The 23,550-nt window shown below is 75.7% G+C and carries 23 protein-coding genes, 1 pseudogene and 1 riboswitch; of the genes and pseudogenes, 13 read left to right on the top strand and 11 right to left on the bottom strand.

Annotated elements, in window-relative coordinates; genetic code table 11:
- Positions 1–39 precede the first annotated feature (39 nt).
- Complete coding sequence (locus ACI79I_RS15965; RefSeq protein ID WP_456993297.1) at positions 40–708, top strand: acVLRF1 family peptidyl-tRNA hydrolase; 669 nt, start codon at positions 40–42, stop codon at positions 706–708.
- 75 nt (positions 709–783) lie between these two features.
- Here ACI79I_RS15965 and ACI79I_RS15960 read toward each other — a convergent pair whose 3' ends face one another.
- Positions 784–1,794: a zinc-binding dehydrogenase gene (locus ACI79I_RS15960; RefSeq protein ID WP_456993296.1), complete on the bottom strand. Its 1,011-nt coding sequence runs from the start codon at positions 1,792–1,794 to the stop codon at positions 784–786.
- Positions 1,795–1,839: 45 nt separating this feature from the next.
- On the opposite strand from ACI79I_RS15960, the gene ACI79I_RS15955 reads away from it, so the two are divergent.
- Positions 1,840–3,864 carry a HelD family protein gene (locus ACI79I_RS15955; RefSeq protein ID WP_456993295.1) on the top strand — a complete coding sequence of 675 codons (2,025 nt, stop codon included), beginning with the start codon at positions 1,840–1,842 and terminating at the stop codon, positions 3,862–3,864.
- Between the two features lie 103 nt (positions 3,865–3,967).
- On the top strand, positions 3,968–6,460 hold the full coding sequence (locus ACI79I_RS15950; RefSeq protein ID WP_456993294.1) for a transglycosylase domain-containing protein: 2,493 nt from the start codon (positions 3,968–3,970) through the stop codon (positions 6,458–6,460).
- 23 nt (positions 6,461–6,483) lie between these two features.
- On the opposite strand, the pseudogene ACI79I_RS15945 reads toward ACI79I_RS15950, so the two are convergent.
- From ACI79I_RS15945 to ACI79I_RS15935, 3 genes and pseudogenes are all read right to left on the bottom strand, one after another.
- Positions 6,484–7,266: pseudogene (locus ACI79I_RS15945) on the bottom strand (YhjD/YihY/BrkB family envelope integrity protein); the annotation flags it as partial.
- 72 nt (positions 7,267–7,338) lie between these two features.
- Positions 7,339–8,895, bottom strand: coding sequence for a phytoene desaturase family protein (locus ACI79I_RS15940; RefSeq protein ID WP_456993293.1), 1,557 nt, complete (start codon positions 8,893–8,895; stop codon positions 7,339–7,341).
- Positions 8,896–8,923: 28 nt separating this feature from the next.
- Complete coding sequence (locus tag ACI79I_RS15935; protein WP_456945775.1) at positions 8,924–9,100, bottom strand: hypothetical protein; 177 nt, start codon at positions 9,098–9,100, stop codon at positions 8,924–8,926.
- Between the two features lie 204 nt (positions 9,101–9,304).
- Positions 9,305–9,449: riboswitch (cyclic di-AMP (ydaO/yuaA leader) on the top strand.
- A gap of 15 nt (positions 9,450–9,464) precedes the next feature.
- Between ACI79I_RS15935 and ACI79I_RS15930 the strand changes: the two genes are divergently transcribed.
- Both ACI79I_RS15930 and ACI79I_RS15925 read left to right on the top strand, forming a co-directional pair.
- Positions 9,465–10,508, top strand: a complete 1,044-nt coding sequence (locus ACI79I_RS15930; RefSeq protein WP_456993292.1) for a C40 family peptidase — start codon at positions 9,465–9,467, stop codon at positions 10,506–10,508.
- A gap of 174 nt (positions 10,509–10,682) precedes the next feature.
- A complete protein-coding gene (locus ACI79I_RS15925) occupies positions 10,683–11,060 on the top strand; it encodes a YrdB family protein (RefSeq protein WP_456993291.1) in 378 nt (125 codons plus the stop codon).
- Here the strand turns inward: ACI79I_RS15925 and ACI79I_RS15920 are convergent.
- On the bottom strand, positions 11,038–11,583 hold the full coding sequence (locus ACI79I_RS15920) for a hypothetical protein (RefSeq protein ID WP_456993290.1): 546 nt from the start codon (positions 11,581–11,583) through the stop codon (positions 11,038–11,040). The genes ACI79I_RS15925 and ACI79I_RS15920 overlap by 23 nt on opposite strands.
- A 27-nt stretch (positions 11,584–11,610) precedes the next feature.
- On the opposite strand from ACI79I_RS15920, the gene ACI79I_RS15915 reads away from it, so the two are divergent.
- From ACI79I_RS15915 to ACI79I_RS15905, 3 genes are read left to right on the top strand one after another with little or no spacing between them, the layout of a single operon-like run.
- Complete coding sequence (locus ACI79I_RS15915; protein ID WP_456993289.1) at positions 11,611–11,796, top strand: hypothetical protein; 186 nt, start codon at positions 11,611–11,613, stop codon at positions 11,794–11,796.
- Complete coding sequence (locus ACI79I_RS15910; protein WP_456993288.1) at positions 11,793–12,119, top strand: DUF3817 domain-containing protein; 327 nt, start codon at positions 11,793–11,795, stop codon at positions 12,117–12,119. Before ACI79I_RS15915 ends, ACI79I_RS15910 begins: the two co-directional genes overlap by 4 nt.
- A gap of 31 nt (positions 12,120–12,150) precedes the next feature.
- Positions 12,151–13,476, top strand: a complete 1,326-nt coding sequence (locus tag ACI79I_RS15905) for a serine hydrolase domain-containing protein (RefSeq protein ID WP_456993287.1) — start codon at positions 12,151–12,153, stop codon at positions 13,474–13,476.
- A gap of 10 nt (positions 13,477–13,486) precedes the next feature.
- Here the strand turns inward: ACI79I_RS15905 and ACI79I_RS15900 are convergent, their stop codons facing one another.
- The 3 genes from ACI79I_RS15900 to ACI79I_RS15890 are packed head-to-tail and all read right to left on the bottom strand — an operon-like array spanning position 13,487 to position 15,655.
- Positions 13,487–14,005, bottom strand: coding sequence for a hypothetical protein (locus ACI79I_RS15900; protein ID WP_456993286.1), 519 nt, complete (start codon positions 14,003–14,005; stop codon positions 13,487–13,489).
- Between the two features lie 26 nt (positions 14,006–14,031).
- Positions 14,032–15,105, bottom strand: coding sequence for a M42 family metallopeptidase (locus ACI79I_RS15895; RefSeq protein WP_456993285.1), 1,074 nt, complete (start codon positions 15,103–15,105; stop codon positions 14,032–14,034).
- Between the two features lie 34 nt (positions 15,106–15,139).
- Complete coding sequence (locus tag ACI79I_RS15890) at positions 15,140–15,655, bottom strand: hypothetical protein (protein WP_456993284.1); 516 nt, start codon at positions 15,653–15,655, stop codon at positions 15,140–15,142.
- Positions 15,656–15,780: 125 nt separating this feature from the next.
- Between ACI79I_RS15890 and ACI79I_RS15885 the strand changes: the two genes are divergently transcribed.
- The gene (locus tag ACI79I_RS15885) at positions 15,781–16,032 is read left to right on the top strand and encodes a DUF3253 domain-containing protein (protein WP_456993283.1); all 252 of its coding nucleotides are present in this window, start codon (positions 15,781–15,783) and stop codon (positions 16,030–16,032) included.
- A 67-nt stretch (positions 16,033–16,099) separates the two neighbouring features.
- Here the strand turns inward: ACI79I_RS15885 and ACI79I_RS15880 are convergent, their stop codons facing one another.
- The gene (locus ACI79I_RS15880) at positions 16,100–16,573 is read right to left on the bottom strand and encodes an Lrp/AsnC family transcriptional regulator (RefSeq protein WP_456993282.1); all 474 of its coding nucleotides are present in this window, start codon (positions 16,571–16,573) and stop codon (positions 16,100–16,102) included.
- 215 nt (positions 16,574–16,788) lie between these two features.
- On the opposite strand from ACI79I_RS15880, the gene pdhA reads away from it, so the two are divergent.
- From pdhA to ACI79I_RS15860, 4 genes are all read left to right on the top strand, one after another.
- Positions 16,789–17,928: a pyruvate dehydrogenase (acetyl-transferring) E1 component subunit alpha gene (pdhA, locus tag ACI79I_RS15875; protein WP_456993281.1), complete on the top strand. Its 1,140-nt coding sequence runs from the start codon at positions 16,789–16,791 to the stop codon at positions 17,926–17,928.
- Positions 17,928–18,908 (top strand): alpha-ketoacid dehydrogenase subunit beta, encoded by a 981-nt coding sequence (locus ACI79I_RS15870; RefSeq protein ID WP_456993280.1) that lies wholly within the window; start codon positions 17,928–17,930, stop codon positions 18,906–18,908. The genes pdhA and ACI79I_RS15870 overlap by 1 nt, the downstream gene beginning before the upstream one ends.
- Positions 18,909–18,912: 4 nt before the next feature.
- Entirely contained in the window at positions 18,913–20,385 is a 1,473-nt protein-coding gene (locus tag ACI79I_RS15865) for a dihydrolipoamide acetyltransferase family protein (protein WP_456993279.1), read from the top strand.
- 122 nt (positions 20,386–20,507) lie between these two features.
- Positions 20,508–20,975, top strand: coding sequence for an SRPBCC family protein (locus ACI79I_RS15860; RefSeq protein ID WP_456993278.1), 468 nt, complete (start codon positions 20,508–20,510; stop codon positions 20,973–20,975).
- 128 nt (positions 20,976–21,103) lie between these two features.
- On the opposite strand, the gene ACI79I_RS15855 is transcribed toward ACI79I_RS15860, so the two are convergent.
- Positions 21,104–21,364 (bottom strand): HPr family phosphocarrier protein, encoded by a 261-nt coding sequence (locus ACI79I_RS15855; RefSeq protein WP_456993277.1) that lies wholly within the window; start codon positions 21,362–21,364, stop codon positions 21,104–21,106.
- Positions 21,365–21,414: 50 nt separating this feature from the next.
- Complete coding sequence (locus ACI79I_RS15850) at positions 21,415–23,550, bottom strand: PTS fructose transporter subunit IIABC (protein WP_456993276.1); 2,136 nt, start codon at positions 23,548–23,550, stop codon at positions 21,415–21,417.

Genomic DNA, 23,550 nt, shown 5'->3' with positions numbered 1-23,550 from the left:
CGCCGCCGCCCCCGCTGTGCCGCCGTCCCGCCCGCCCCGGTGACCCGTTCCCGCCCCGCGGCCGGCGGCGGCCGCCTGCTCCGCGTGTCGCCGGAGCGGCTGGGCCGCTGGCTCGACGGCGTGGCCGCCCGGCACGGGGCCTTGGGCGCGGTCGAGCTCGACGAGGGCGCGCTGCGGATCACCTGCGCGGACACGACGACGGTCGTCCTGCGCGCCCCGTTCCCCTGGCGGCCCGGTCCGGCGCTGCTCAGCGCGTTCACCGCCGCGGCCCGGCAGCCGCACCGGGCCGCGGTGCTGCTGGTCCGGCGCGGGCGCTGGGCGGTCGGCGTCTTCGACGGCGCCGAGCTGCTCGTCTCCAAGGTCGACACCCGGCTGGTCCAGGGGCGGACCGCTGCCGGCGGGTGGAGCCAGCAGCGGTTCGCCCGCCGGCGGGCGAACCAGACCGACGCCGTCGTCGCGGCCGCCGCCGACACCGCCGTCCGGGTCCTCCTCCCGCACGCCGGCGAGGTGGAGGGGCTGTTCACCGGGGGCGACCGCGGGCTGGTCGACGCCGTCCTGGCCGACCCCCGGCTGGGGGCGCTGGCCGCGGAGCGCCGGGTGCCGCCGCTGGAGGTGGGGGAGCCGACGAAGGCAGCGCTGCTGGCGACCCCCGAGCAGTTCCGGGCCGTCGCCGTGCACCTCGTGGAGCCCGGCGACCGCTCGGCCTGACCGGCGGCGCAGTGTCGGACACGTGGACTGACGATGCGTCTCCCGCGTCGTGCTCACGCCGGAGCTCCGGCCAGGTCAGGGCTGGAGGACCAGCCGGATCGGGTTGCCCTCCTTGTGCGCCAGCCGCTCGATCCCGCGGGCGGCCTCGGTCAGGGGCAGCGTCCCGGAGACCGACCGGGACAGGTCCAGGCGGCCGTGCCGCACCAGCGACACCAGCTCGACGACGTGCTCCGGCTCGGAGCCGTAGTGCCCGAGGACGCGCTGTCCGAAGTAGCTGAACTGCGTGCCGTTGCGGATGGTCAGCGGCTGGTCGGTCAGGCCCACGAGGACCAGCGACCCGCCGGCGGCCAGGGTGCGGACCGCCTGCTCGCGCACCGCCGCCACGCCGGCGAAGTCGAACGCGACGGCCAGCCCCGCGCCGGCGGTCGCCTCGCGGATCGCGGCGCCGACGTCCTCGCCCGGGTCCAGCGCCAGGTCGGCACCGAAGGCCAGCGCGCGCTCGCGCGCCTCCGGCACCGGGTCGACGGCGACGATCGGCGCCGCCCCGGCCAGCCGCAGCAGCTGGACGGCGTGGGCGCCCAGGCCGCCGATGCCCCACACCCCGACCGGCTGGGCCGCCCGCACCCCGGCGGTGCTCACGATCGAGGCCCACGGCGTCGAGACGGCGTCGGGCACGATGCACGCCTGCTCCAGCGGCAGCCCGTCCGGGACGGCGACCAGCGTCTCCGCGGTCGCCAGGGCGTACTCCGCCCAGCCGCCGTCGTAGTCGACGCCGCGGGTGTGCACGACCCCGTTCCTGCGCTCCCCGGCCTGCAGGAGCACCCGCCGCCCCTCGGCCCAGCCCGCCACACCGGGACCGAGCTCGGCGACGGTGCCGGCCACCTCGTGGCCGAGGGTGACCTCGTCGCCGGCCAGGAACAGCGGGGACAGCTGCCCCTCGACGAGGTGGACGTCGGACAGGCAGATCCCCGCCGCCGCGACCCGGATCAGCACCTCCCCGGGCCCGGGCACCGGCCGGGGCACCTCCTTCACCGCGAAGTCACGGGTGCGCACGTCCAACCGTCCGGCGAGCATCGTCTCGGGCACGACCCCTTCCTCCCCGGTTCCCGCCGCGCGTAACGTCTCCCGACCGTGTCCTCCGCAACGAGCGCGACGACCACCGCCCCCGATCCCGTCCTCCTCGCCGAGCGCGCCCACCTGGCGCACGCGGCCGACTGCCTGACCCGGATGCGCGCGGCGGCCACCGCCGTCGTGGACGCCGGGGTCGACGCCTGGGCCTCCGAGCGGCTGGGCGCGGCCCGCGCCGAGCGGCTGCGGGCGCTGGCCGACGACCCGGGCGTACCGGCCTTCTTCGGCCGCACCGACGGGCGGGCGGGGGAGGGCATCGAGACCTTCCACATCGGCCGCCGGCACGTCCGCGACGCGGACGGGACGCCGGTGGTCATCGACTGGCGGGCGCCGATGAGCCGGCTGTTCTACCAGGCCGGCGCCGCCGATCCGCAGGGCCTGGTGCGCCGTCGCCGGTTCGGCTTCTCCGGCGGCGAGCTCACCGGCTACGAGGACGAGCTGCTCGGTGCCGGCGAGCAGGCCGACAGCCGGGTGCTGCGGGCGGAGATCGAGCGCCCGCGCAGCGGCCCGATGCGCGACATCGTGGCCACCATCGAACCCGACCAGGACGCGATCGTGCGCGCGCCGCTGGCGGAGTCGATCTGCGTCCAGGGCGCGCCGGGCACCGGCAAGACGGCGGTGGGCCTGCACCGGGCCGCCTACCTGCTCTACACCCACGGCGGGCAGCTGACCCGCACCGGCGTCCTCGTCGTCGGCCCCAACCGCGCCTTCCTGCGGTACATCGAGCAGGTGCTGCCCACCCTCGGGGAGGTCGACGTCGAGCAGACCACGGTGGCCGACCTCACCGCGCGGGTGCCGGTCCGCGCGGTCGACCCGCCCCCGGTCGCCGTCCTCAAGGGCGACGCGCGCATGGCCGAGGTGCTGGACCGGGCGCTGTGGGGGTCGATCGCCAAGCCCGCCGAGGACGTGCTCGTGCCGCTGTGCGGGCGCCGGTACCGGGTGCCGGTCGAGCGGCTCAAGCGCTCCGTCGACGACCTGCGCCGGCGCGGCCGTGCCGGCGACGACCAGCAGCGGCTGCACCACGCCGCCGGGCGGGATCGGCTGGCGATGAGCCTCGCCGAGGACGCCCGCAGGCAGGCCGAGGCCGGCGGGGGCAGCCCGACCGACGCCGAGACGCGGCGCGCGGCGCGCAGCCCCGAGGTCCGGGCGTTCTGCGACGCCACCTGGCCCGCCCAGGACCCCGCCGGGTTCGTGCACGGCCTGCTCACCGACCCGGCACGCCTGGGGCGGGCGGCGCGGGGCGTGCTCTCCGACGACGAGCAGGCCCTGCTGCTGCGCCCGGCCGGACCCCTGCGCTCGGCGCCGTGGACCGCGGCCGACGCGGTGCTCGTCGACGAGGTCGCCGGCTCGCTGGAGCGCACCCCCGGCTACGGGCACGTGGTGGTCGACGAGGCCCAGGACCTCTCGCCGATGCAGTGCCGCGCCGTGGCCCGCCGGCTGGCGGCCGGCTCGCTCACGGTGCTGGGCGACCTGGCCCAGGCGACCAGTCCCTGGTCGGCGACCGACTGGAGCCGGACGCTGGCCGCGCTGGGCCGCCCCGACACCGTCGTCCGCCCGCTGACCCGCGGCTACCGCGTGCCGGGGGAGGTGCTCGACTACGCCAACCGGCTGCTGCCGGCGATCGCGCCCGGCCTGGCCCCGGCGACCGCGGTGCGCCGGGGCGCCGGGGCGCTGCGCATCCAGCCCGACGGGGTCCTGGCCGACGTCGTCGCCGACCTCACCGCGCAGCCGGGCTCGGTCGGCGTCGTCTGCACCGACGCCTCCGCCGCCGAGGTGGCCGCCGCGCTGGCCGCGGCCGGGCTCCGGGCACCCGTGCTCACCGACGACGGAGAGGCGGGCCGCCTGACCGTCGTCCCGGCGTCGCTGGCCAAGGGGCTGGAGTTCGACGCGGTCGTCGTCGTGGACCCCGCCGCGATCGCCGCCGCCGAGCCGCGCGGGCTGCACCGGCTCTACGTCGTCCTCACCCGGGCGGTGAGCACGCTGGTGGTCCTGCACCGCGGGGACCTGCCCGACCTCCTCGCGGGGTGAACACCCGGTCACGGAGGGGCGTACAGGCCGGGCGTGCGCGGCGCGGGTGGTTGTGGACGGTCACGTTTCCTGTTCCAGTGAGCCCCGTCACGGAAGGGGGCCCATGGACCTGCGCACGGATGCACGGGTCAGGACGCTGCTCAAGCTGGCCGCCACGGTCGTCGCGGCCGGGGCCCTCGTCGCGGCGGTCCTCTTCCCGTGGGTCGGCGGGCCGGCCCTGGCCGCCCAGCAGTCGACCAGCCTGCTGGGCGACCTCCCCACCGAGCTGGGCATCGACCCCCCGGCCGGCAACACGGTGCTGCTGGCCGCCAACGGCGAGCCGATCACGTACTTCTACGAGGAGAACCGCGCGCCGGTGGCGGGCGACCAGATCGCCGAGGTCATGAAGCAGGCGATGGTGGCCATCGAGGACGCCCGCTTCCACGACCACCACGGCCTCGACGTCCAGGGCACGCTGCGGGCGCTGCTCACCAACATCGCCGCCGGCGGGGTGCAGGAGGGTGGCTCGACGCTCACCCAGCAGCTGGTCAAGCAGACCCTGCTGCAGACCGCCCGGACGCCGGAGGAGCGCAGCGCGGCCACGGAGCAGACGGTGGGCCGCAAGCTGCGCGAGGCCCGGCTGGCGCTGGCCCTCGAGGACGCCTACTCCAAGGACGAGATCCTCGCCCGCTACCTGAACATCGTGTACTTCGGGCAGAACGCCTACGGCGTGCAGCCCGCCGCCCGCGCGTTCTTCGGCGTGGACGCCGCCGCGCTGACCCTGCCCCAGGCGGCGCTGCTCGCCGGGCTGGCGCAGAGCCCGGCCGCCGACGACCCGTTCACCAACCCCGAGGCGGCCACCGAGCGGCGCAACGAGGTCCTCTCCCGGATGGTCGAGCAGGGCTACGTCACCCCGGCCGAGGGCACGGCGGCCCAGGCCGCGCCGCTGGGGCTGGCCCCGGGCCCGGCGCCCCGCCGCGGCTGCGTCGAGGCCGTCGTCGGCGCGTTCGTCTGCGACTTCGTCCAGCGGTACCTGATCCAGGAGCTGGGGCTCACCCAGGAGCAGCTGGACAACGACGGCTACGTCATCCAGACCACGCTGGACGTCGACCTGCAGCGGGCCGGCGACGCGGCCGTCGTCGAGACCCTGCCCATGGGCGACTCGCTGGCGGCCATGTTCACCGCCGTCGAGCCGGGCACGGGGCACCTGCTGGCGATGAGCGTCAACCGGGTGTTCGGGTACGACAAGGAGGACCCGGCCCAGGAGTCGTTCAACCTCAACGTCGCACCCAGCAAGGGGTCCGGGTCGACGTACAAGGTGTTCACCGCCGCTGCGGCGCTGGCCCGCGGCTACTCCAGCTACTACACGCTGTCCACGTCCGACCCCTACGTCTCCCGGGTCTACCGGGACGGCACCGGCCGTTACGACGTCCAGAACGCCGGCCGCTACCGGTCGACGCTGGACCTCACCACCGCGCTGTACCAGTCCTCCAACACCTACTTCCTCGCCCTGGAGGACGCCCTGGGCAGCGTCGAGGAACCGGTGCGCATGGCCGAGCGGATGGGCCTGTTCCAGTTCAGCGACCCGGCGCTGCCGCAGCAGATCATCGACGAGAACCGCGGCTCGTTCACCTTCGGCGCCGAGGCGACCAGCCCGCTGGCGCTGGCCAGCGCCTACTCCACCCTGGCCGCCAGCGGCACGCAGTGCGACGTCGTCCCGGTCACCGCCGTCCTCGACCAGCACGGGCAGCCGGCCCTCGGCGCCGACGGCGAGCCGCTCGCCGTGGGTGACCGGTGCACCCCCGAGGCGATCCCGCCCGGCGTGGCCACCACGCTCAACCAGATGCTGGTCAAGGACGTCGCACCCGGGAACCCGGGCCAGACCGGCGCCCGCGCGCACGTCCCCGGCCACCAGATCGCCGGCAAGACCGGTACGTCCCAGGACAACGACTCGATCGCCTTCGTGGGCTACACCCCCGAGATCACCGCCAGCGTCATGGTGCTCAACCCCAAGACGAAGCAGAACGTCGGCGGCTTCGGCGGCGGGAAGGCCGCCACGGTCTGGCGCGATGCCATGGCGCCGATCCTGGAGGCTCGGGGGAGCGGGCAGTTCCCGCCGGCCGACGAGGTCGTGCAGAACGGCAACACCCGCCCGGTGCCCGGCTGCTCGTCGGTCCGGGCCTGCCAGGCGGCCCTGGCCGACGCCGGGTTCCAGCACACGACCGTGCGGGTGGACAGCTCCCGCGGGGCCGGCACGCTGCTGGGCACCAGCCCGCCGCGCGGCGGCCGGGCCGTGCCGGGCCAGCTCGTCTCGATCCTGGTGAGCAATGGCGCCGACTACGTGGAGCCGGCTCCCCCACGCCGGTCGGAGCCCGACGAGCCGCCGGCCCGCGAGGCGGAGGACCCGCCCGCCCCGGAGGAGCCGACCGGACCGCCACCGGCGGAGGAGGAGGCCGAGCCGGCACCCGAGCCGGCGCCGGAGGACTCCGCCGGAGGCGACTCCGGGGATGAGGACCGCAGCGGCGACTCCGACGAGGGCGGTGGGGGCTCCGACGAGGACTTCGGCTCCGGCGAGGACTTCGACTCCGGCGAGGACTTCGAGGACGACGAGGGCTGACCGCGGCGGATCCGCTCGTCGAGGGACTGGGTCAGCAGCCAACCGCCGATGAGCACCAGGTGGAGCAGGAACAGCCACAGGCTGATGGCCACCACCGCGCCGACCACGGTCAGCCCGCCGAACGGCGCCCCGAGGGCCAGCGGGAGGGACAGGAAGAGCACGAAGCCCTGCAGGAAGCCCGACAGGCAGGCGGCGGTGAACAGCGCGCCGGACACGAGGGCCGGCCACCGCAGCCGGCCGGCGGCGATCACGCCGAACCCCCACAACAACGGCACGGTGAGCGCGGCCAGCACCGAGTAGTAACCGACCGCCAGGCTGCCCAGCCGGGCGCCCCGCTCGGTCAGCCCGACCATCGCCGAGGCCGCCACCAGCAGCGGGTACAGCAGCAGCGGGGTGGCGACCACCAGCGGCAGCGCCAGCAGCCGGCCGCGCCAGCCGGTCAGCGTGTCCCGGCGCGGGGTGAACCGGAGCAGCGCCCGCCGCAGGCCCTCGCCGTAGAAGGAGAGCGGGAGGAGCGCGAGCACGAACTCCAGCAGGCTCATGCCCACGCCGGCCCGGGCGAGTGCCTGGAGGGCCTCCGGCGCGCCCAGCTGTGCCGGCAGCAGACCGGCCAGTCGCCCGGTGAGGTCGGTGACCGTGTCCGGCGAGGTGAGCAGGGCGGTCAGCGAGAAGGCCACCAGCAGCAGCGGCACCACCGCGATGCCGGCGTAGAACGTCAGCCCGGCGGCGATCAGCGCGAGGTCCCGACCCTGCAGCCGGCGCGCCGCGCCGCGGATCAGGTCCCTGGTCTCCCGCCGCAGGTCCACCGGGTCATGCCACCAGGTCGGGACCGATCCCGCCGGACGGAGCGGTTCCGGGGGTCCTCCGGGGGTCCTCGGTCAGCGCCGGTCCAGCAGTGAGCGGGCCGCGGCGTAGCCGCCCAGGCCGCTGACGGCACCGCCCCGCACCGTTCCGCCGGAGGAGGCCGCCACCACCCGCGGGTGCGCCGTCGCCACGCCCCAGGTGCCCACCTCCGCGGGCGTCGCGGCGACCGGCCAGGACAGGTCGCCGTGGAAGATGTGCCCGCCCGGCATCGCCAGGGACGCCTCGACGTCCAGGGGTGAGGCCGCCTGCAGGCAGGGCTCCCCGGTCGCGTCCCGGGCCAGGCAGTCCAGCAGCGGCTCCTCCAGGTGGGCGTCGAGCTGGGCGACCACGCGGCGCACCGCCTCCCGCCGCGTACCCACCGGGTCCTCCCGGAACAGCGCCGCCGGGGTGTGCAGGCCGAACAGCGTGAGCGTCTGGTGGCCGGCCGCCCGCTCCGCCGGCCCGAGGATCGACGGGTCGGACAGCGAGTGGCAGTAGACCTCGAACGGGATCACGTCGGGCAGCCGGCCGGCGGCGGCCTGGGCGTGCGCGGCGTCGAGCTGCGCGGCGGTCTCGTCGACGTGGAAGGTCCCGGAGAAGGCGACGGCCGGGTCCACGCCCGACCGCAGCCGGGGCAGCCGCGCCAGCACCATGTTCACCTTGAGCTGGGCGCCGTCCGGCGTCGTCCGTGCCGGGACGCCGAACAGCCGGTCGAGCACGGCCGGTGCGGCGCCGCAGACGACCGCGCCCGCGTCGGCGGCCCGCTCGGTGCCCTCGTCGTCGGTCCAGTGCACGGTGACGCCGTCCGGCCGCGGGTCCAGGGCCGTGACCGTCGCCCGGGTCAGCAGCTCCGCGCCGGCGCCCCGCGCCGCGGCCGCCATGGCACCGGTGACCGCGCCCATCCCGCCGACCGGCACCCGCCACCGGCCGGTGCCGTTGCCGACCAGGTGGTACAGGAAGCAGCGGCCGGCCAGTCCGTCGGCGGCGTGCACGTCGGCGAAGGTGCCGATCAGCCCGTCGGTGAGGGCCACCCCGCGGACGACGTCGTGGTCGAGGTCGTCGGCCACCACGTCGGCCAGCGGGCGCTCGAGCAGGTCGTGCCACAGCTGCGGGTCGCGCAGCCGCCCGGCGAGGTCGGCAGGGGAGAGCAGCGGCTCGGTGAGCGTCGGGGCGAGGTCCTCGGCGAGGCCGGCCAGCCGGCCGTAGAAGCGCCGCCAGCCGGCCAGCTCGTCGTCCGAGCCGGTGAGGTCCCGGAAGGACGCGGCGGTGGCCGGCCCCTCGTCCCGCTCGACCAGCAGCCCGGCCGACCCGGGCACCGCGGTGTAGGAGGCCACCGCCCGGTCGGCGAGGGTCACCTCCAGCCCCAGGTCGGCGACGACGCGGTCGGGCAGCAGGCTGACCAGGTACGAGTACGCCGAGAGCCGGACGTCGACCCCGGGGAACACCTGCTGGCTGACCGCGGCCCCACCGACGTGCTCCAGCCGCTCGAGGACGAGCACCGACCAGCCGGCGCGGGCCAGGTAGGCGGCGGCGACCAGCCCGTTGTGGCCGGCCCCCACGACGACGGCGTCGTACCTGCTGCGTGCGCTCACCCGGCGGACGGTAGCGGGTGCGGGGTCCTCAGCCGCCCTGCGTGGGGGCGTCCTCGCTCTCCTCGCAGCCCTGTCCCGGGGCCTGCTCGGCCGTGCCGCAGTCCTGCTCGTTGCGGTCGAGGTCGGTGTTGGAGTTGTTGGTGCTGCTGCACCCGGCGAGCGCCCCGACGAGGGCGAGCACGACCAGGGGGCGCTTGAGATCCATGGGCTGCACGTGCTCGCCGGGGACCGTCGGCAAACCCCACGCGCCCCGGCCGTCCCAGGGGTCTCGGCGACCGCTCGGGGTCGAGGTGAGAGTCCACGAAATCACATCTGGGTAATTGTCACGGCAGCGTCACGGCCCTTACGGTGTGTGTGTCCGCCGGGGCGCTCCGTCACCGCAATGGGTGACACCCCGCGGGCGCCGTCGAGCCGGCTCCCTCCTCCCCGGGGGAGCCGGGCCGGGGACCCACCGCAGCACTGGGGTGAAGCACGCACGGCTCCGCGCCGGGCGTGCCGGGCGCCTTCCCGCTCGAACCCGTCAGCTAACCCGGTAGGCGGCTCGTGGAAGAACGGAGAGTCGCCAGACCATGGCGTCCCACCGCGCCGCCCGCCGCGCTGCGCTCGTCCTCGCCGCCGCCCTCGGCGTCGCCTTCATCCCGACCTCTGCCGGGGCGGAGGAGCCGGCCACGGCCCAGGAGGCCGCGGCCCTCGTCGCCGCCCGGGGGCACGACCTCGAGGTCGTCACCGAGCAGTTCAACGAGGCGCGGGAGGCGCTCGCCGCCCAGCAGGCCGCCGCCCAGGCCGCGGCGGCGCAGGTCGCCGAGGCGCAGGCCGTGGTGACGGCCGCGCGGGAGCACGTGAGCGGCATCGCCCGGAGCGCCTTCACCGGCGAGAGCATGGGGTCGCTGCAGGCGCTGATGACCAGCGGTTCGGCCGACGAGTTCGTGAACCGGGTGACGCTCCTCGAGACCGTCGCCGGTCACCAGAACGACCTGCTCGGGCAGGCCGTCGCCGCCGGCGAGGCCGCCGCGGCGGCCCAGGCCGAGGCCGACCGGATCGCCGCGGAGACGCAGCAGCAGTACGACGCCGTCGCCGAGCAGCAGGCCGACCTGCAGGCGCAGATCGCCGCGTACCAGGCCGACTACGCGCGGCTGAGCGCCGACGAGCGGCGCGCCGCCCTGGCGGCCGCGGCCACCGCCCACGGCGGCGGGGAGCGGGCCAGCCGCGGCGAGCGCGAGGCGCCGTCCTCCGGGTCGGCTCCCGTCGTCGCCGGGAGCGGCGCGCTCCAGGCGGTCATCGACCGGGCCATGGCCCAGCGCGGCAAGCCCTACGTCTGGGCCGCCTCGGGCCCCGGCTCCTTCGACTGCTCCGGGCTGGTCCAGTACGCGTTCCAGGCCGCGGGCATCAGCCTGCCGCACTCCAGCCGGATGCAGTCCTCGACGGGCCAGCAGGTCTCCCGCTCCGAGGCCCGCCCCGGCGACCTGGTCGCCTTCTACAGCCCGGTCAGCCACATCGGCATCTACCTCGGCAACGGCCAGATGGTGCACGCGCCGACCTCCGGCGACGTGGTCAAGGTCGCCAGCGTCGACGCCATGGGCGCCACCCCGAAGTTCAACCGCATCGCCAGCTGAGAGAGGACCCCCGTCCGCCTCACCGCTCGCAGGCTCGCGGCGAGCCTCGGGACGGGGCCAGCCGGAGCCCCCGGACGCCATGCGCGTCCGGGGGCTCCGTCGTGTCTTGACCGTCCGGCCCGGTTGGTGAACACTGCTCTCTATACGGAGCGGTGATCTCAGGAAGGGTGCGAGATGGTCCAGGCGTGGCAGTGGAGCTGGGCGGGCGTCGCGTTCGCCACCGAGCTGGGCGCGCTGGCCGCCCTCGGCTACTGGGGGTGGACCTCCGGCGGGACGGCGACGGCGCGGTGGCTCCTCGCCCTCGGCGTCCCCCTCGTCGCGGCGGTCCTGTGGGGGCTGTTCGCCGCGCCGCAGGCCGTGGTGCACCTCGCCGTGCTCGCCGTCCTCACCAAGGTGGCCGTCTTCGGGGCGGCGGGCGCCGCGCTGCTGGCGGTGGGGTCACCGCGCCTGGCCGCCGTCCTGGTCGTCGCCGCGGTGCTGGGTAGCGTGCTGTCCGGGCCGCTGACCGCACCGGCGTCGGAGGCCGCGGTCAGCGCGGCGCCGGCCGGCTGACCTGCTGCAGCAGCCCCCAGACGAAGCGCGCCCGGACGTCCCCGGGCAGGTGGACCTCCCAGCGGGTGACCACCCCGGGGTCCACGCTGCGCGCTCCGGGCAGGCCCACCACGTCGTCCAGGACGTGCTCCCACACCCGCAACCGGCCGGCCGTGGCGCGCGGCACCGGCGAGCCCGGCGCGCGGACCAGGTGCTCCTCGAGCACGGAGCCGCCGGGGCCGGAGAGCACCTCCCAGCACAGGTGCGGCCACAGCGGCAGCGGCCAGCGGCGGACCTGCAGGTCCAGGTCGCCGAACCGGCGGTCCTCCAGTTCCTCCGGGGGGCCGAGGACGGCGGTGCGCAGGGCCAGTCCCCGAGGCGCGCGGGGCGAGTGCTGCAGCGCCTGCCACCGGGTGTGCGCGGCGTGGGCCTCCGCCCGCGTGGCGCCGACGCGGGGGAGCGCCTCGGCGACCAGGTCGGGGCGCAGGTCGGCCATGCGGCGCAGCAGCACGAGGCAGAACTCCCGCCGCGCCAGCCCCCGCACGGCCCCCGACCCTGCCAGCACCCGTCCGTGCTCATCCCACCGGCCACCGCCGCCGGGATCATGGCCGGGGCGGTCACCCTGGCGTTCCGCCGGTGGGACCGGCCCCGCCTGCGACCGGTCGGCGTCACCCGGAGCCTGCCGGTCGGGTACGAGCTCTCCTCCCGGGGCAGTGCCCACCTCGGCCGCGGGATCGGGGAGGATGGGGCGCGATGAACCCCCGTGCCGTCGTCCTCGCCTTCCGTGCCGTCGCCCTCGCCGAGGCCTGCTCCTGGGTGGGCCTGCTGTTCGGCATGTTCGTGAAGTACGTGCTCGCCACCTCCGAGCGCGGCGTGCAGATCTTCGGCCCGATCCACGGCGGGATCTTCGTCGTCTACGTGCTGGTCGCCCTGCTCGCCGGCCGGGTGCTGCGGTGGAACCTGGTCACCACCGGGCTCGCCCTGGCGGCCTCGGTGCCCCCGCTGGCCACCCTGTGGTTCGACCGCTGGGCCACCCGGACCGAGCGGCTGCCGCTACCGGACCCCGCGCCGGCCTCCTGACCGCCCGGGGCCGCTCGCTACGGTCGCGGGCGTGTCCGAGCCCGTCCTGCCCTCCACCGCCCGCACCCTGCTCGCCCGCACCGCCCGGGCACAGCGTGAGGGCCGAGCCCCCAGCCTGGTCGCCGGCGTCGTGCGCGAGGACGGCCTGGTGTGGTCGGCCGGGCGAGGAGACGTCCCGGAGCCGCACACGGACGTGCAGTACCGGCTGGGCTCGATCAGCAAGACGGTCACCGCGGTCGCCGTGCTGCGGCTGCGCGACGAGGGCCGGCTGGACCTCGACGACCCGCTCGACCGGCACGTGCCCGGGACGCCGATGGGCGACCGCACCGTCGGCCAGCTGCTGGCCCACCTCGGCGGCGCGGCGGCGGAGAGCCCGGGCGGCTGGTGGGAGCGGACGCCGGGCGGGTCGCTCGAGGACCTGGGCCTGGACGACGAGCACGTGGTCCTGGGGGCCGCCCGCCGGTTCCACTACTCCAACCTCGGCTTCGGCCTGCTCGGCGAGTTGGTGGCCCGGCAGCGCGGACGCGCGTGGGGGGACGTCGTCCGCGACGAGGTGCTGGCCCCGCTCGGCATGACCCGGACGACGCCGCGTCCGGTCGCCCCGGCCGCGGAGGGCCACGCCGTGCACCCGTGGGCCGACGTCGTCCTGCCCGAACCGGAGCACGACGCGGGCGTGATGGCCGCCGCGGGTCAGCTCTGGGCGACCCTGGCCGACCTCGCCCGGTTCGCCGTCTTCCTGCTGGGCGACACCGGCGACGTGCTGGACCCGGCGACGCTGGAGGAGATGACGATCCCCGGCGGGGTGGACTCCTCGGTGCCGGGGTGGTCGGCCTACGGGCTGGGCCTGCAGGTGATGCGCGTCGACGGGCGCACCCTCGTCGGGCACGGCGGGTCGATGCCGGGCTTCCTCGCCGGCGTGTTCGTCGACCGCGACGAGCGGACCGGGGCGGTGTCCCTGGCCAACGCCACGAGCGGTCCCGAGCCGGTGGTGTTCGGGCTGCTGGCCGACCTGCGGGCCGCCGAGCCGCGGATCGTCGAGCCGTGGACCCCCGCGCCGTCCCCCGTCCCGCTGGAGCACCTCGGCATCTGGTTCTGGGGTCCGTCGCCGCACGTGCTCCGGGCGCTCCACGGCGGGCTGCTGCACCTGGGGCCGCTGCCGGGCCGGGCGGGGCGCGCGAGCCGCTTCGCCCGCCGGGACGACGGCACCTGGCTCGGGCTGGACGGCTACTACGCCGGGGAGCCGCTGCGGATCGCCCCGGACCACCTCGACCTGGGCACCTTCGTCTTCACCCGCACGCCCTACGACCCCGAGGCCCCGGTGCCCGGCGGGGTCGACGAGGAGGGCTGGCGACACTGAGCCGCACGGGTCAGGGCCGGTCGAAGGCGTCCATCGTCGTCTTCACCACCGCGCCGTAGACCAGGTGCGGGACCAGGTCGCTGACCCAGTCGGTCGCCGACCAGCTGCGCGGGTCGGTGATGCCGAGCGCGGTCATCGGGCCGTTGGCCGCGACCAGGATCCCGGCCGTGGTGAGCAGCGTGCCGACCAGGGGCTGGGACCGGAAGCCGGCGGCCCGCACCAGCCCGACGACGACGCCGACACCGACGCCTGCCACCAGCCCGGTGAGCGGCCCGAGCCCCTGCACCCGGTTGTCGCGGGTCTCGCCCTCGCCGGGGATCGGCACGTGCGCCTTCGCGGCCAGCTCCTCCACGGTCTGCTCCGGGGTGGAGCTGGTGCCGCGGCCCCGGACGGCCATGTCCAGGTACGTGACGGCGTTGAGCGCGGTGCTGGCCGCCGCTCCTGCCGCGGCGCCGCGCAGCGCCCAGCCGGGCACGCTGATCCCGCGCCGTCCCTTGCCGATCGTCCCCACCGGGGTGCGCTTCGCCATGGCCGCGCCCTACCCCGTTGCGCTGCTCACACGCGTGGGACCGGCCGGCAGAGGAACTCGGCCACCAGCCGGGCGCACCGCCCGACGGTCTCGCGGTGCTGGACCTCGTAGCCGTGGGTGCTCAGCGTCGGCAGCGACAGCAGTGCCGCCCGCGCGGTCTGGCCGCTGGCGCGCGCCTGCGAGGCGTCGGAGTCGAAGGACTCCCAGACGGCGGCCCGCGCGCCGAGCCCCAGCTCGCGCCCGAGCGCCAGCAGGTGGTCGGAGAGGGCCTTGTCGTAGACGACGGCGTCGTCGGCGTAGGCGACGACCGGGCCGGAGTCGGCCGGCACCTGGTACTCGGCCTCGACCGGCCCGACGTCGAGGGCGAGCGTGACGTCCCCGGGCAGGGTCCGGCTGGCGTAGGTGGCGCCGATGCCGCCCATCTCCTCCCCGACCGTGCAGACCAGGTAGACGTCCGCCGGAGGGCGCCGGCCCTGCTCGTGCAGCAGCCGGGCGGCGCCGACGAGCGCGGCGAGGGCGGCGCGGTCGTCGAGGAAGTAGGAGCCGACGTAGTCGCCGAACTGGACCAGGGTCCGCCGGCTCGCGTGCACGCAGACGCGCGTGCCCGGGTGGACGCCGGCGGCCTCGAGCTCCTCGACGCCGCGGCCGGTGAAGACGTAGACGTCGCTCCACTGCATGGCCTGGTCGCCGCCGTCGGGCTTGGTGCGCCAGACCTGGCTGGTCTCCTGGGTGGTGTGCTCGGAGCCGAGCAGCAGGACCGCGGTGAACTGCTCTTCGTCGCCGAGGACGGTCAGGGGGCCGAGCCCGAAGTTGCCTGGGTACATCGTGCCGAGCTGGGACAGCCGCAGGGTGCCGTCCGGTTCCACCCGCTTGACGATCATGGAGAGCTCGTCCAGGTGGGCCATCACCCGCACCACCGGCGCGTCCGGCTCACCCGCGCCCCGCAGGAGGGCGACGAGGTTCCCGGCGGGGTCCACGGACAGCTCGTCGACCAGCGGGGCCAGTGCTGCCCGGCAGACCTCGCGGACGTCGTCCTCCTGGCCTCCGGGCCCGTAGGCGGCGAGCAGGTCCTGGAGCAGGGCGCGGTCGTCGGGGGACACGGGACTCCTCTGGTCGGGGCGCGGGCCCCGCCGCCTACCCCGGAGCGTCCTCGGGGTACCCCTCGTACCGGGTGGTGCCGCCCGGGTCGACGACCATGCGGCCCGGCCCGGCGGCCGCCCCCTCCACCCGGACGACGACCGGCCGCAGCCGGGGCCGGGCGACCTCGCCGGAGAGGAACACCCGTACCTCGTCCAGGACGCCGTTGGTGCTGTGGGCACGGAAGGCGCGTCCGGTGCCCTCGAGCTCGAGGACGGCGGACCGGGTCCCGTCGAAGCGCAGCAGCGCCTCCAGGGGCCCTCCCCACTCGGCCCGGAGCACCGCGACCTCGCCGGCGAGCCGGGCCCGGCGCTCGCGGGTGAGCAGGCGGAACTGCTGGTCCAGGACGGCGGCGGCGCCGTCCGGTGTCAGCCCGAACGCGGCCCGCAGACCGTCGACCGCGGCCGCGTCGTCCTCCGCGTCCGCCAACACCTGCACGAACCGGGCCGGCTCGGCGAGGACGGCCTCGATCGCGGCGAGCACGGCCAGCCGGTGGGCGCGGGGATCGGTCACCGCGCTGCCCGTCGTACCACGGTCCTGAGCAGGCAGGTCGTCGTCCGGCGCACGGCGCGAGCATCTCGCGGGCACCTCGTCCGCGACCAGTGGCGGCGACGCGGCACCGTCCGCAGGCTGGAGCCGTGGACGACGTCGGCGTGCGGCTGGAGCGGGCCATCGAGGAGCTCCTCGATGCCCGGCGGGCCGGCACGTCGATCTGTCCCTCGGAGGCCGCGCGTGCGGTCGCCCCCGCGGAGTGGCGCGCCCTCATGCCGGAAGCGCGGGCCGCAGCCGGGCGACTCGCGGTCGCCGGCCGTGCCGAGGTCACCCAGTCCGGCGAGGTCGTGGACGTCGCGACCGCCCGCGGCCCCGTGCGCATCCGCCGACCGGGCTGAGGGAGACGCGGACGGCCGGCGCCGGAGGCTGGGTCGGTACGTCCCGGCAGCGCGGTCGAGCAGCGGGTCAGTCCGTCCCGGCAGCGCGGTCGAGCAGCGGGGTCAACCGGTGGTCCACCAGTCGGCGCAGGGCGAGGGCGGTGTCGGTCCGCTGCACGCCGGGGATCGTCAGCACGTGCTCGGTGATCCGCCACAGGTGGTCGGCGTCGGTGGCGACGACCCGCACCAGCAGGTCGGCGACGCCGGAGAGCGCCGTCACCTCGAGCACCTCGGGGATCTGGGCCAGCGCCTCGCCCACGTCGGCCAGGCTGCGCTGCACGACCTGCACGGTGACGTAGGCCCCGAGCCGGTAACCGAGCGCCTCCGGCCGCACCCGCGCGTCGAACGGCGCCAGGGCGTCGCTGGCCTCCAGCCGGGCCAGCCGGGCCTGCACGGTGTTGCGCGCCAGACCGAGCTGCTGCGACAGCGCCGTGGCGCTCGCGCGCGGGTCCTCGGTGAGGGCCCGGAGCAGGCGGGCGTCGGTGGCGTCGAGGGCCGGCACGTTGCTCAGTCTGACATGCGAGGACGTCCTAGTACCGGGCATCGTGCGCAGGACCGCGACGGGATCTTGCGCAGATCGCGCGAGGGGTGTCTGCTCCACGGGAGGCCCGGTCGTGCCACGATGTGTGAGTGGCGCCACACCCCGGCGCCGCGAGACGTCCAGCACCGCCAGCGCCGGCGACCCCGGCCGCTGCGGCCGACGGCGAGGAGATGCCCGTGAGCGTGTCGAGCGCGACCACCGAGGTGGTCGACCCCGTACCCGGGGCCGGGGCCCCGCACCTGCCCCAGCAGCCGGACCTCGTGCAGCTGCTGACCCCCGAGGGCGAGCGGGTCGAGCACCCCGAGTACTCGGTCGACGTCAGCGACGAGGAGCTCCGCGGCCTGTACCGCGACCTGGTCCTGGTCCGCCGGTGGGACGTCGAGGCCACCGCCCTGCAGCGCCAGGGCGAGCTGGGCATCTGGGCCTCGCTGCTGGGCCAGGAGGCCGCCCAGATCGGCGCCGGCCGCGCGCTGCACCCCGACGACATGGCCTTCCCGACCTACCGCGAGCACGGCGTGGCGTGGACGCGCGGGGTCGACCCGCTGCACGTCATCAGCCTGTTCCGCGGCGTCGACAACGGCGGCTGGGACCCGGTCGAGACCCGGTTCAACCTCTACACCGTCGTCATCGGGGCGCAGTGCCTGCACGCCACCGGCTACGCGATGGGCCTGCAGCGCGACGGCGCCGAGTCGGCCGCGCTGGCCTTCCTCGGCGACGGCGCGACCAGCCAGGGCGAGGTCAACGAGGCGATGATCTGGGCGGCCAGCTTCTCCGCGCCGGTCGTCTTCTTCTGCCAGAACAACCAGTACGCGATCAGCGTCCCGCTCGAGCGCCAGTCGCGGGTGCCGCTCTACCAGCGGGCCGCCGGCTTCGGCTTCCCGGGGGTGCGGGTCGACGGCAACGACGTCCTCGCCGTCCTGGCGGTGACCCGCGCGGCGCTCGCCGCCGCCCGCGACGGGCAGGGGCCGACGTTCATCGAGGCGTTCACCTACCGCATGGGCGCGCACACCACCTCCGACGACCCGACGCGCTACCGGCTGGCCAGCGAGCTGGAGGAGTGGAAGCTGCGCGACCCCATCGCCCGGCTGAAGGCGTACCTCTCCCGGAGCGGAGTCGCCGACCACGACTTCTTCGCGGCCGTCGAGGCCGAGGCCGACGAGCTGGCCACGCGGATCCGGAAGGGCACCGTCGAGATGCCCGACCCCCCGGGGACGGCGATGTTCGACGCCGTCTACGCCGAGCAGACGCCGCCCCTGGCCGCGCAGCAGGCGGAGTTCGAGGCGTACCAGGCGTCCTTCGAGGGGGGCGAGCACTGATGGCCGCGCAGACCCTCACCATCGGCAAGGCGCTCAACCTGGGCCTGCGCAAGGCGATGGAGGACGACGCCAAGGTCGTGCTCATGGGTGAGGACATCGGCCGGCTCGGCGGCGTCTTCCGCATCACCGACGGCCTGCAGAAGGACTTCGGCGAGGACCGCGTCGTCGACACCCCGCTGGCGGAGGCGGGCATCCTCGGCACCGCCGTCGGCCTGGCGATGCGCGGCTACCGGCCGGTCTGCGAGATCCAGTTCGACGGGTTCGTCTTCCCCGCCTACAACCAGATCGTCACGCAGGTCGCCAAGATCCACGCCCGCTCCCGCGGGAAGCTGACCATGCCGATCGTCATCCGCATCCCGTTCGGCGGGGGCATCGGCGCGGTCGAGCACCACAGCGAGAGTCCCGAGGCCTACTTCGCGCACACCCCTGGCCTCAAGGTGGTCGCCGTCAGCAACCCGGTCGACGCCTACTGGGCCATCCAGCAGGCGATCGCCCACCCCGACCCGATCGTCTTCCTCGAACCCAAGCGCCGGTACTGGGAGAAGGCCGAGGTCGACACCGACGCGACGCCCGGTCCGCTGTTCGCCTCCCGGGTGGTGCGGGGCGGGGACGACGTCACCGTGTGCGCCTACGGCCCGATGGTGAAGACGGCGCTGCAGGCGGCCGAGGCGGCGGCGGAGGAGGGCCGCTCCCTCGAGGTGGTCGACCTCCGCACGCTGAGCCCCCTCGACCTGGACCCGGTGTTCGACTCGGTGCGCCGCACCGGCCGCTGCGTCGTCGTCCAGGAGGCCCCGGTGACCCTCGGCCTCGGTGCGGAGATCGCCGCCCGGGTGACCGAGACCTGCTTCCACTCGCTGGAGGCGCCGGTGCTGCGGGTCGGGGGCTACGACACGCCGTACCCGCCGTCGAAGCTCGAGGAGGAGTACCTCCCCGACCTCGACCGGGTGCTCGACGGCGTCGACCGCGCGATGGGGTTCTGAGGCCATGTCGCTGCGACAGTTCAGGCTGCCCGACGTCGGCGAGGGCCTCACCGAGGGCGAGATCCTGCAGTGGCTGGTCGCCGTCGGCGACACGGTGACGGTCAACCAACCGCTGTGCGAGGTGGAGACGGCCAAGGCCGCCGTCGAGCTGCCCTCCCCGTACGCCGGCACGGTGACCGAGCTGCTGCACGAGGCCGGGACGACGGTCGACGTCGGCACGCCGATCATCACCATCGACACCGGTGGGGACGCCGCGCCGGCCCCGGCGGGCGACGGCACCGCAGAGCAGCCCGCCGCGGGCCTGATCGGCGGCGAGGCGCCCGGCGGGCGCACCGCGGTGCTCGTCGGCTACGGCCCGCGCACCACCGAGGCCCGCCGGCGGCCGCGCCGCGCCGTCCACCCCCACCCGGCGCCGGCGCCGCTGGCCGGGTCCGCCGACGAGGACTCCCGCGGGACGCCGCTGCTCACCACCGCCCCCGACGCCCGGACCAAGCCGGTGCGGCACGGCGGGCTGGAGGTCGGCCGGGCCGCCGAGGCGCACGCCGCGGCCGAGGAGGCGGCGACCGCGCTCGTGGCCGCCCCCGGGCGCGGGCGGCTGCGGCCGCTGGCCAAGCCGCCGGTGCGCAAGCTCGCCAAGGACCTCGGGGTCGACCTGACCGCGCTGACCGGCAGCGGCGCCGGCGGGGTCATCACCCGTGCGGACGTCGAGGCCGCCGCCGGCCGTGCACCGGCTCCGGACGCCGCGGCCGCGCCCGCCCCGGTCGTCGCGCTCCCGGCGGGGGAGACCCAGCGGATCCCGGTCAAGGGGGTGCGCAAGCACACCGCCGCGGCGATGGTGGCCAGCGCCTTCACCGCGCCGCACGTGACCGAGTTCCTCACCGTCGACGTCACCCGGGTGATGAAGCTGCGCACGCGGCTGGCGGCGCGGCCCGAGTTCGCCGGGGTCAAGGTCAGCCCGCTGCTGTTCGTCGCCAAGGCGCTGCTGCTGGCGGCGCGCCGGCACCCCATGGTCAACAGCTCCTGGGACGAGGCGGCGCAGGAGATCGTCGTCCACGGCCAGGTCAACCTCGGGATCGCCGCGGCGACCCCGCGCGGGCTCGTCGTCCCGAACATCAAGGACGCCGGCCGCCTGTCGCTGACCGAGCTGGCCGCGGCGCTGGCCGAGCTGACCGAGACCGCGCGGGCCGGCCGCACCGCCCCGGCGGACATGACCGGCGGCACGATCACGATCACCAACGTCGGGGTGTTCGGCGTCGACACCGGGACGCCGATCCTCAACCCCGGCGAGTCGGCGATCCTGGCGTTCGGCGCCGTCCGCGAGATGCCGTGGGTGCACAAGGGCAAGGTGCGGCCGCGGCAGGTGACCCAGCTGGCCCTGTCGTTCGACCACCGCATCATCGACGGGGAGCTGGGCAGCCGGTTCCTCGCCGACGTCGGGGCCCTGCTGTCCGACCCCGGCACCGCCCTGGCGTTCTAGACGACCCGCCCGCCGCCGGCCCGGCCCGGCGGCGGGCACCGACCCCGGCGTTACGGACGTGTTCGGTCCGGCTCGCAGGGGTACGTCGTGCACGACCGACCACCCGAGCAGAGGAGCAGGCAGTGGCCAGCGTGCAGGAATCCATCGACGTCGACGTCCCGATCCGGGTCGCCTACGACCAGTGGACCCAGTTCGAGTCCTTCCCGCAGTTCATGGGCGGGGTGGAGCGGATCACCCAGCTCGATGACACGCACACCCACTGGGTCACCAACATCGACGGCGTCAAGCGGGAGTTCGACGCCGAGATCACCGAGCAGCACCCCGAGGAGCGGGTGGCCTGGACCAGCACCGGCGGCGAGGCCAAGCACGCCGGTGTGGTCACCTTCCACCGGCTCGACGACACCAAGACCCGCGTCATGATCCAGATCGACTGGGAGCCCACGGGCCTGGTCGAGAAGGCCGGCGCGGCGCTCGGCTTCGACGACCGCCAGGTGAAGGCCGACGCCAAGCGGTTCAAGGAGTTCATCGAGAGTCGGGGCACCGAGACCGGCGCCTGGCGCGGGGACGTCTCCCGCCCCGACCAGGCCTGAGCGGCCCTCGCTGCCCCACCCCTCGCACGCTCGGGGTGGGGCAGCGAGGCCGAGGACGAGACGGCGCCCGCCCCCTTCTGCAGGGGACGGGCGCCGTCGTCCGTGGTGGCCCCCGGCGGGGCCTTCCGTCACTCGGCGTCGAGGTCCTGGGCGACCAGGCCGGCGATCTGCTCGAGCACGGCCGGGTCGTCACTGGAGACGACGACCTCCATGCCCTGCTTCGCGCCGAGCGTCATGATCATCAGCGGTGACCCGGCGTCCACCGGGTGGCCGCCCGCGGTGGCCAGCGTGACCGGGACCCCGGCCTTGCCGACGGCCTCGGCGATGAGCGCCGCCGGCCGGGCGTGCAGGCCGACGCGGGAACCGACGGTGACGACTTGGCTGGGCATGGGGGATCTCCCTCGCTCTGGGGTTCGGGGTCGGGGTACAGCCTGGCGGCTCAGGCGCGAGCCGGCTGGGTGACGGGGGCGGCGGTGTGCGCGTGGGCCAGGTCCACGGCGTCCTCGGGCACGGCCTCGGCCCTCTTCCGGCCGATGCTCTTGGCGACGATCACGGCGGCCGCGCCGACGATCGTGCCCACCACGATCGCGAGCAGCCACATCAGGAACCCGTTGATCGCGAAGAACACCACGATGCCGCCGTGCGGAGCCTGCGCCTGGACGCCGGCGGCCGCCACGATCGCGCCGGTGGTCGCGCCGCCGAGCATGATCGAGGGGATGACCCGCAGGGGGTCGGCAGCGGCGAACGGGATCGCGCCCTCGGTGATGAACGCCAGGCCCAGCAGCCACGCGGCCTTGCCCTGCTCCTGCTCGGCCGGGGTGAACAGCCTCGGCCGGACGACGGTGGCCAGGGACAGCGCGATCGGCGGCACCATCCCGGCGGCCATGACCGTCGCCATGATCACCAGCGGGCCGGTGTTCTCCGTCGGGTTGGCGATGTAGCTGGACAGGCCGGCCGTGGCGAAGGCGTACGCGGCCTTGTTGACCGGGCCGCCCATGTCGAAGGCCATCATCAGGCCGAGCAGGATCCCGAGCAGCACCGCGGAGGTGCCGGAGAGGCCGTTGAGCCAGTTGGTCAGCCCGGTGATGGCCGCGGCGAGCGGACGGCCGAGGACGAGCACCATCAGACCGCTGGCGAAGAGGGTGGCGAACAGCGGGATGACCACGACCGGCATCAGCCCGCGGGCGACGCGGCCGACCTTCAGCCGGCTCAGCCAGAGCGCCGCGAAGCCCGCGATCACGCCGCCGATCAGTCCGCCGAGGAAGCCGGCATTGACCTGGACGGCGACCAGGCCGGTGACGAAGCCGGGCGCGATGCCCGGCCGGTCGGCGATGGCGTAGGCGATGTAGCCGGCCAGTGCCGGGACGAGGAAGGAGAACGCCAGTGAGCCGATGAAGAACAGCATCGCGCCGAGGTAGCCGGCCAGTCCGCCGTTGAGGTCGGCGACCGTGCTGGTGGGCAGGTCGAACAGGGAGTTGTTGACCACCCAGTCCTGCGCCCAGGAGTTGCCGGAGTCGGGGTTGGTCAGCGCGACCGGGTAGCCGGCGAGCAGGAACCCCAGCGCGATGAGCAGGCCGCCGGCCGCGACGAACGGGATCATGTAGCTGACGCCGGTGAGCAGCCAGCGGCGGACCTCGGAGCCGGTGCCCGGCCGGCCCGCGGACGACGCGGCGGCGGTCTCATCCGCAGCGCCGCCCGGCACCCGGCGGGCGTTGGGGTCGTCGGCAGCGGCCAGCGCCTCGCGGATCATCACGTCGGGCTCGTTGATGGCCCGCTTGGTGCCCGACTGCACGACCGGCTTCCCCGCGAACCGCTCGCGGTCCTTGACACCGACGTCCACGGCGAAGATCACCGCGTCGGCGGCGCGGATGACCGACGGGTCCAGCGGCGTCGAGCCCGAGGAACCCTGGGTCTCGACGTGCACGTCGACGCCGGCGGCCTGCCCGGCGGCGGTGAGCTTGTCGGCCGCCATGTAGGTGTGCGCGATCCCCGTCGGGCAGGCGCTGACCACGACCAGGCTGCGCGTGCCGGCCTGGGTCTCCGCCGCGGCGGCGGGGGCCGGGGTCGGGGCGGGGGTCGGCGCCGGCGCGCCGGCGGGGGAGCCGATCGGGGCTGCCGCCGGCTCGGGGGCGACGACCTCCTGCACGAGCGCGACGACCTCGGCGTCGGACCCCGCCGCCCGCAGCGAGGCCACGAACTCCGGCCGCACCAGGGCCCGGGCCAGCGCGGTGAGCAGGGTGAGGTGGTCGGCGTCGCCGTGCGCCGGCGCGGCGATGAGGAAGGCCAGGTCGGCCGGGCCGTCGGGCGCGCCGAAGTCCACCTCCGGGGACAGGCGGGCGAAGGCCAGCGACGCCTCGGTGACCGCCTCGGAGCGGCAGTGCGGGATGGCGATCCCGCCCGGCAGGCCGGTGGCGGCCTGGGCCTCCCGGGCGAGGGCGTCCTGGGCGAGGCCGTCGGCGCTCGTGGCCCGGCCGGCCTCGGCCACCAGGGCCGCGAGCCGGCGGACGACGGCGCTCTTGTCGGTGCCCAGGTCGGCGTCGAGCACGACCAGGTCGGGGGTGATCAGGGCGGGCAT

This window comes from Geodermatophilus sp. SYSU D01105 (genome assembly GCF_054050095.1).
This window is presented reverse-complemented; position numbering and strand designations above follow the sequence as displayed.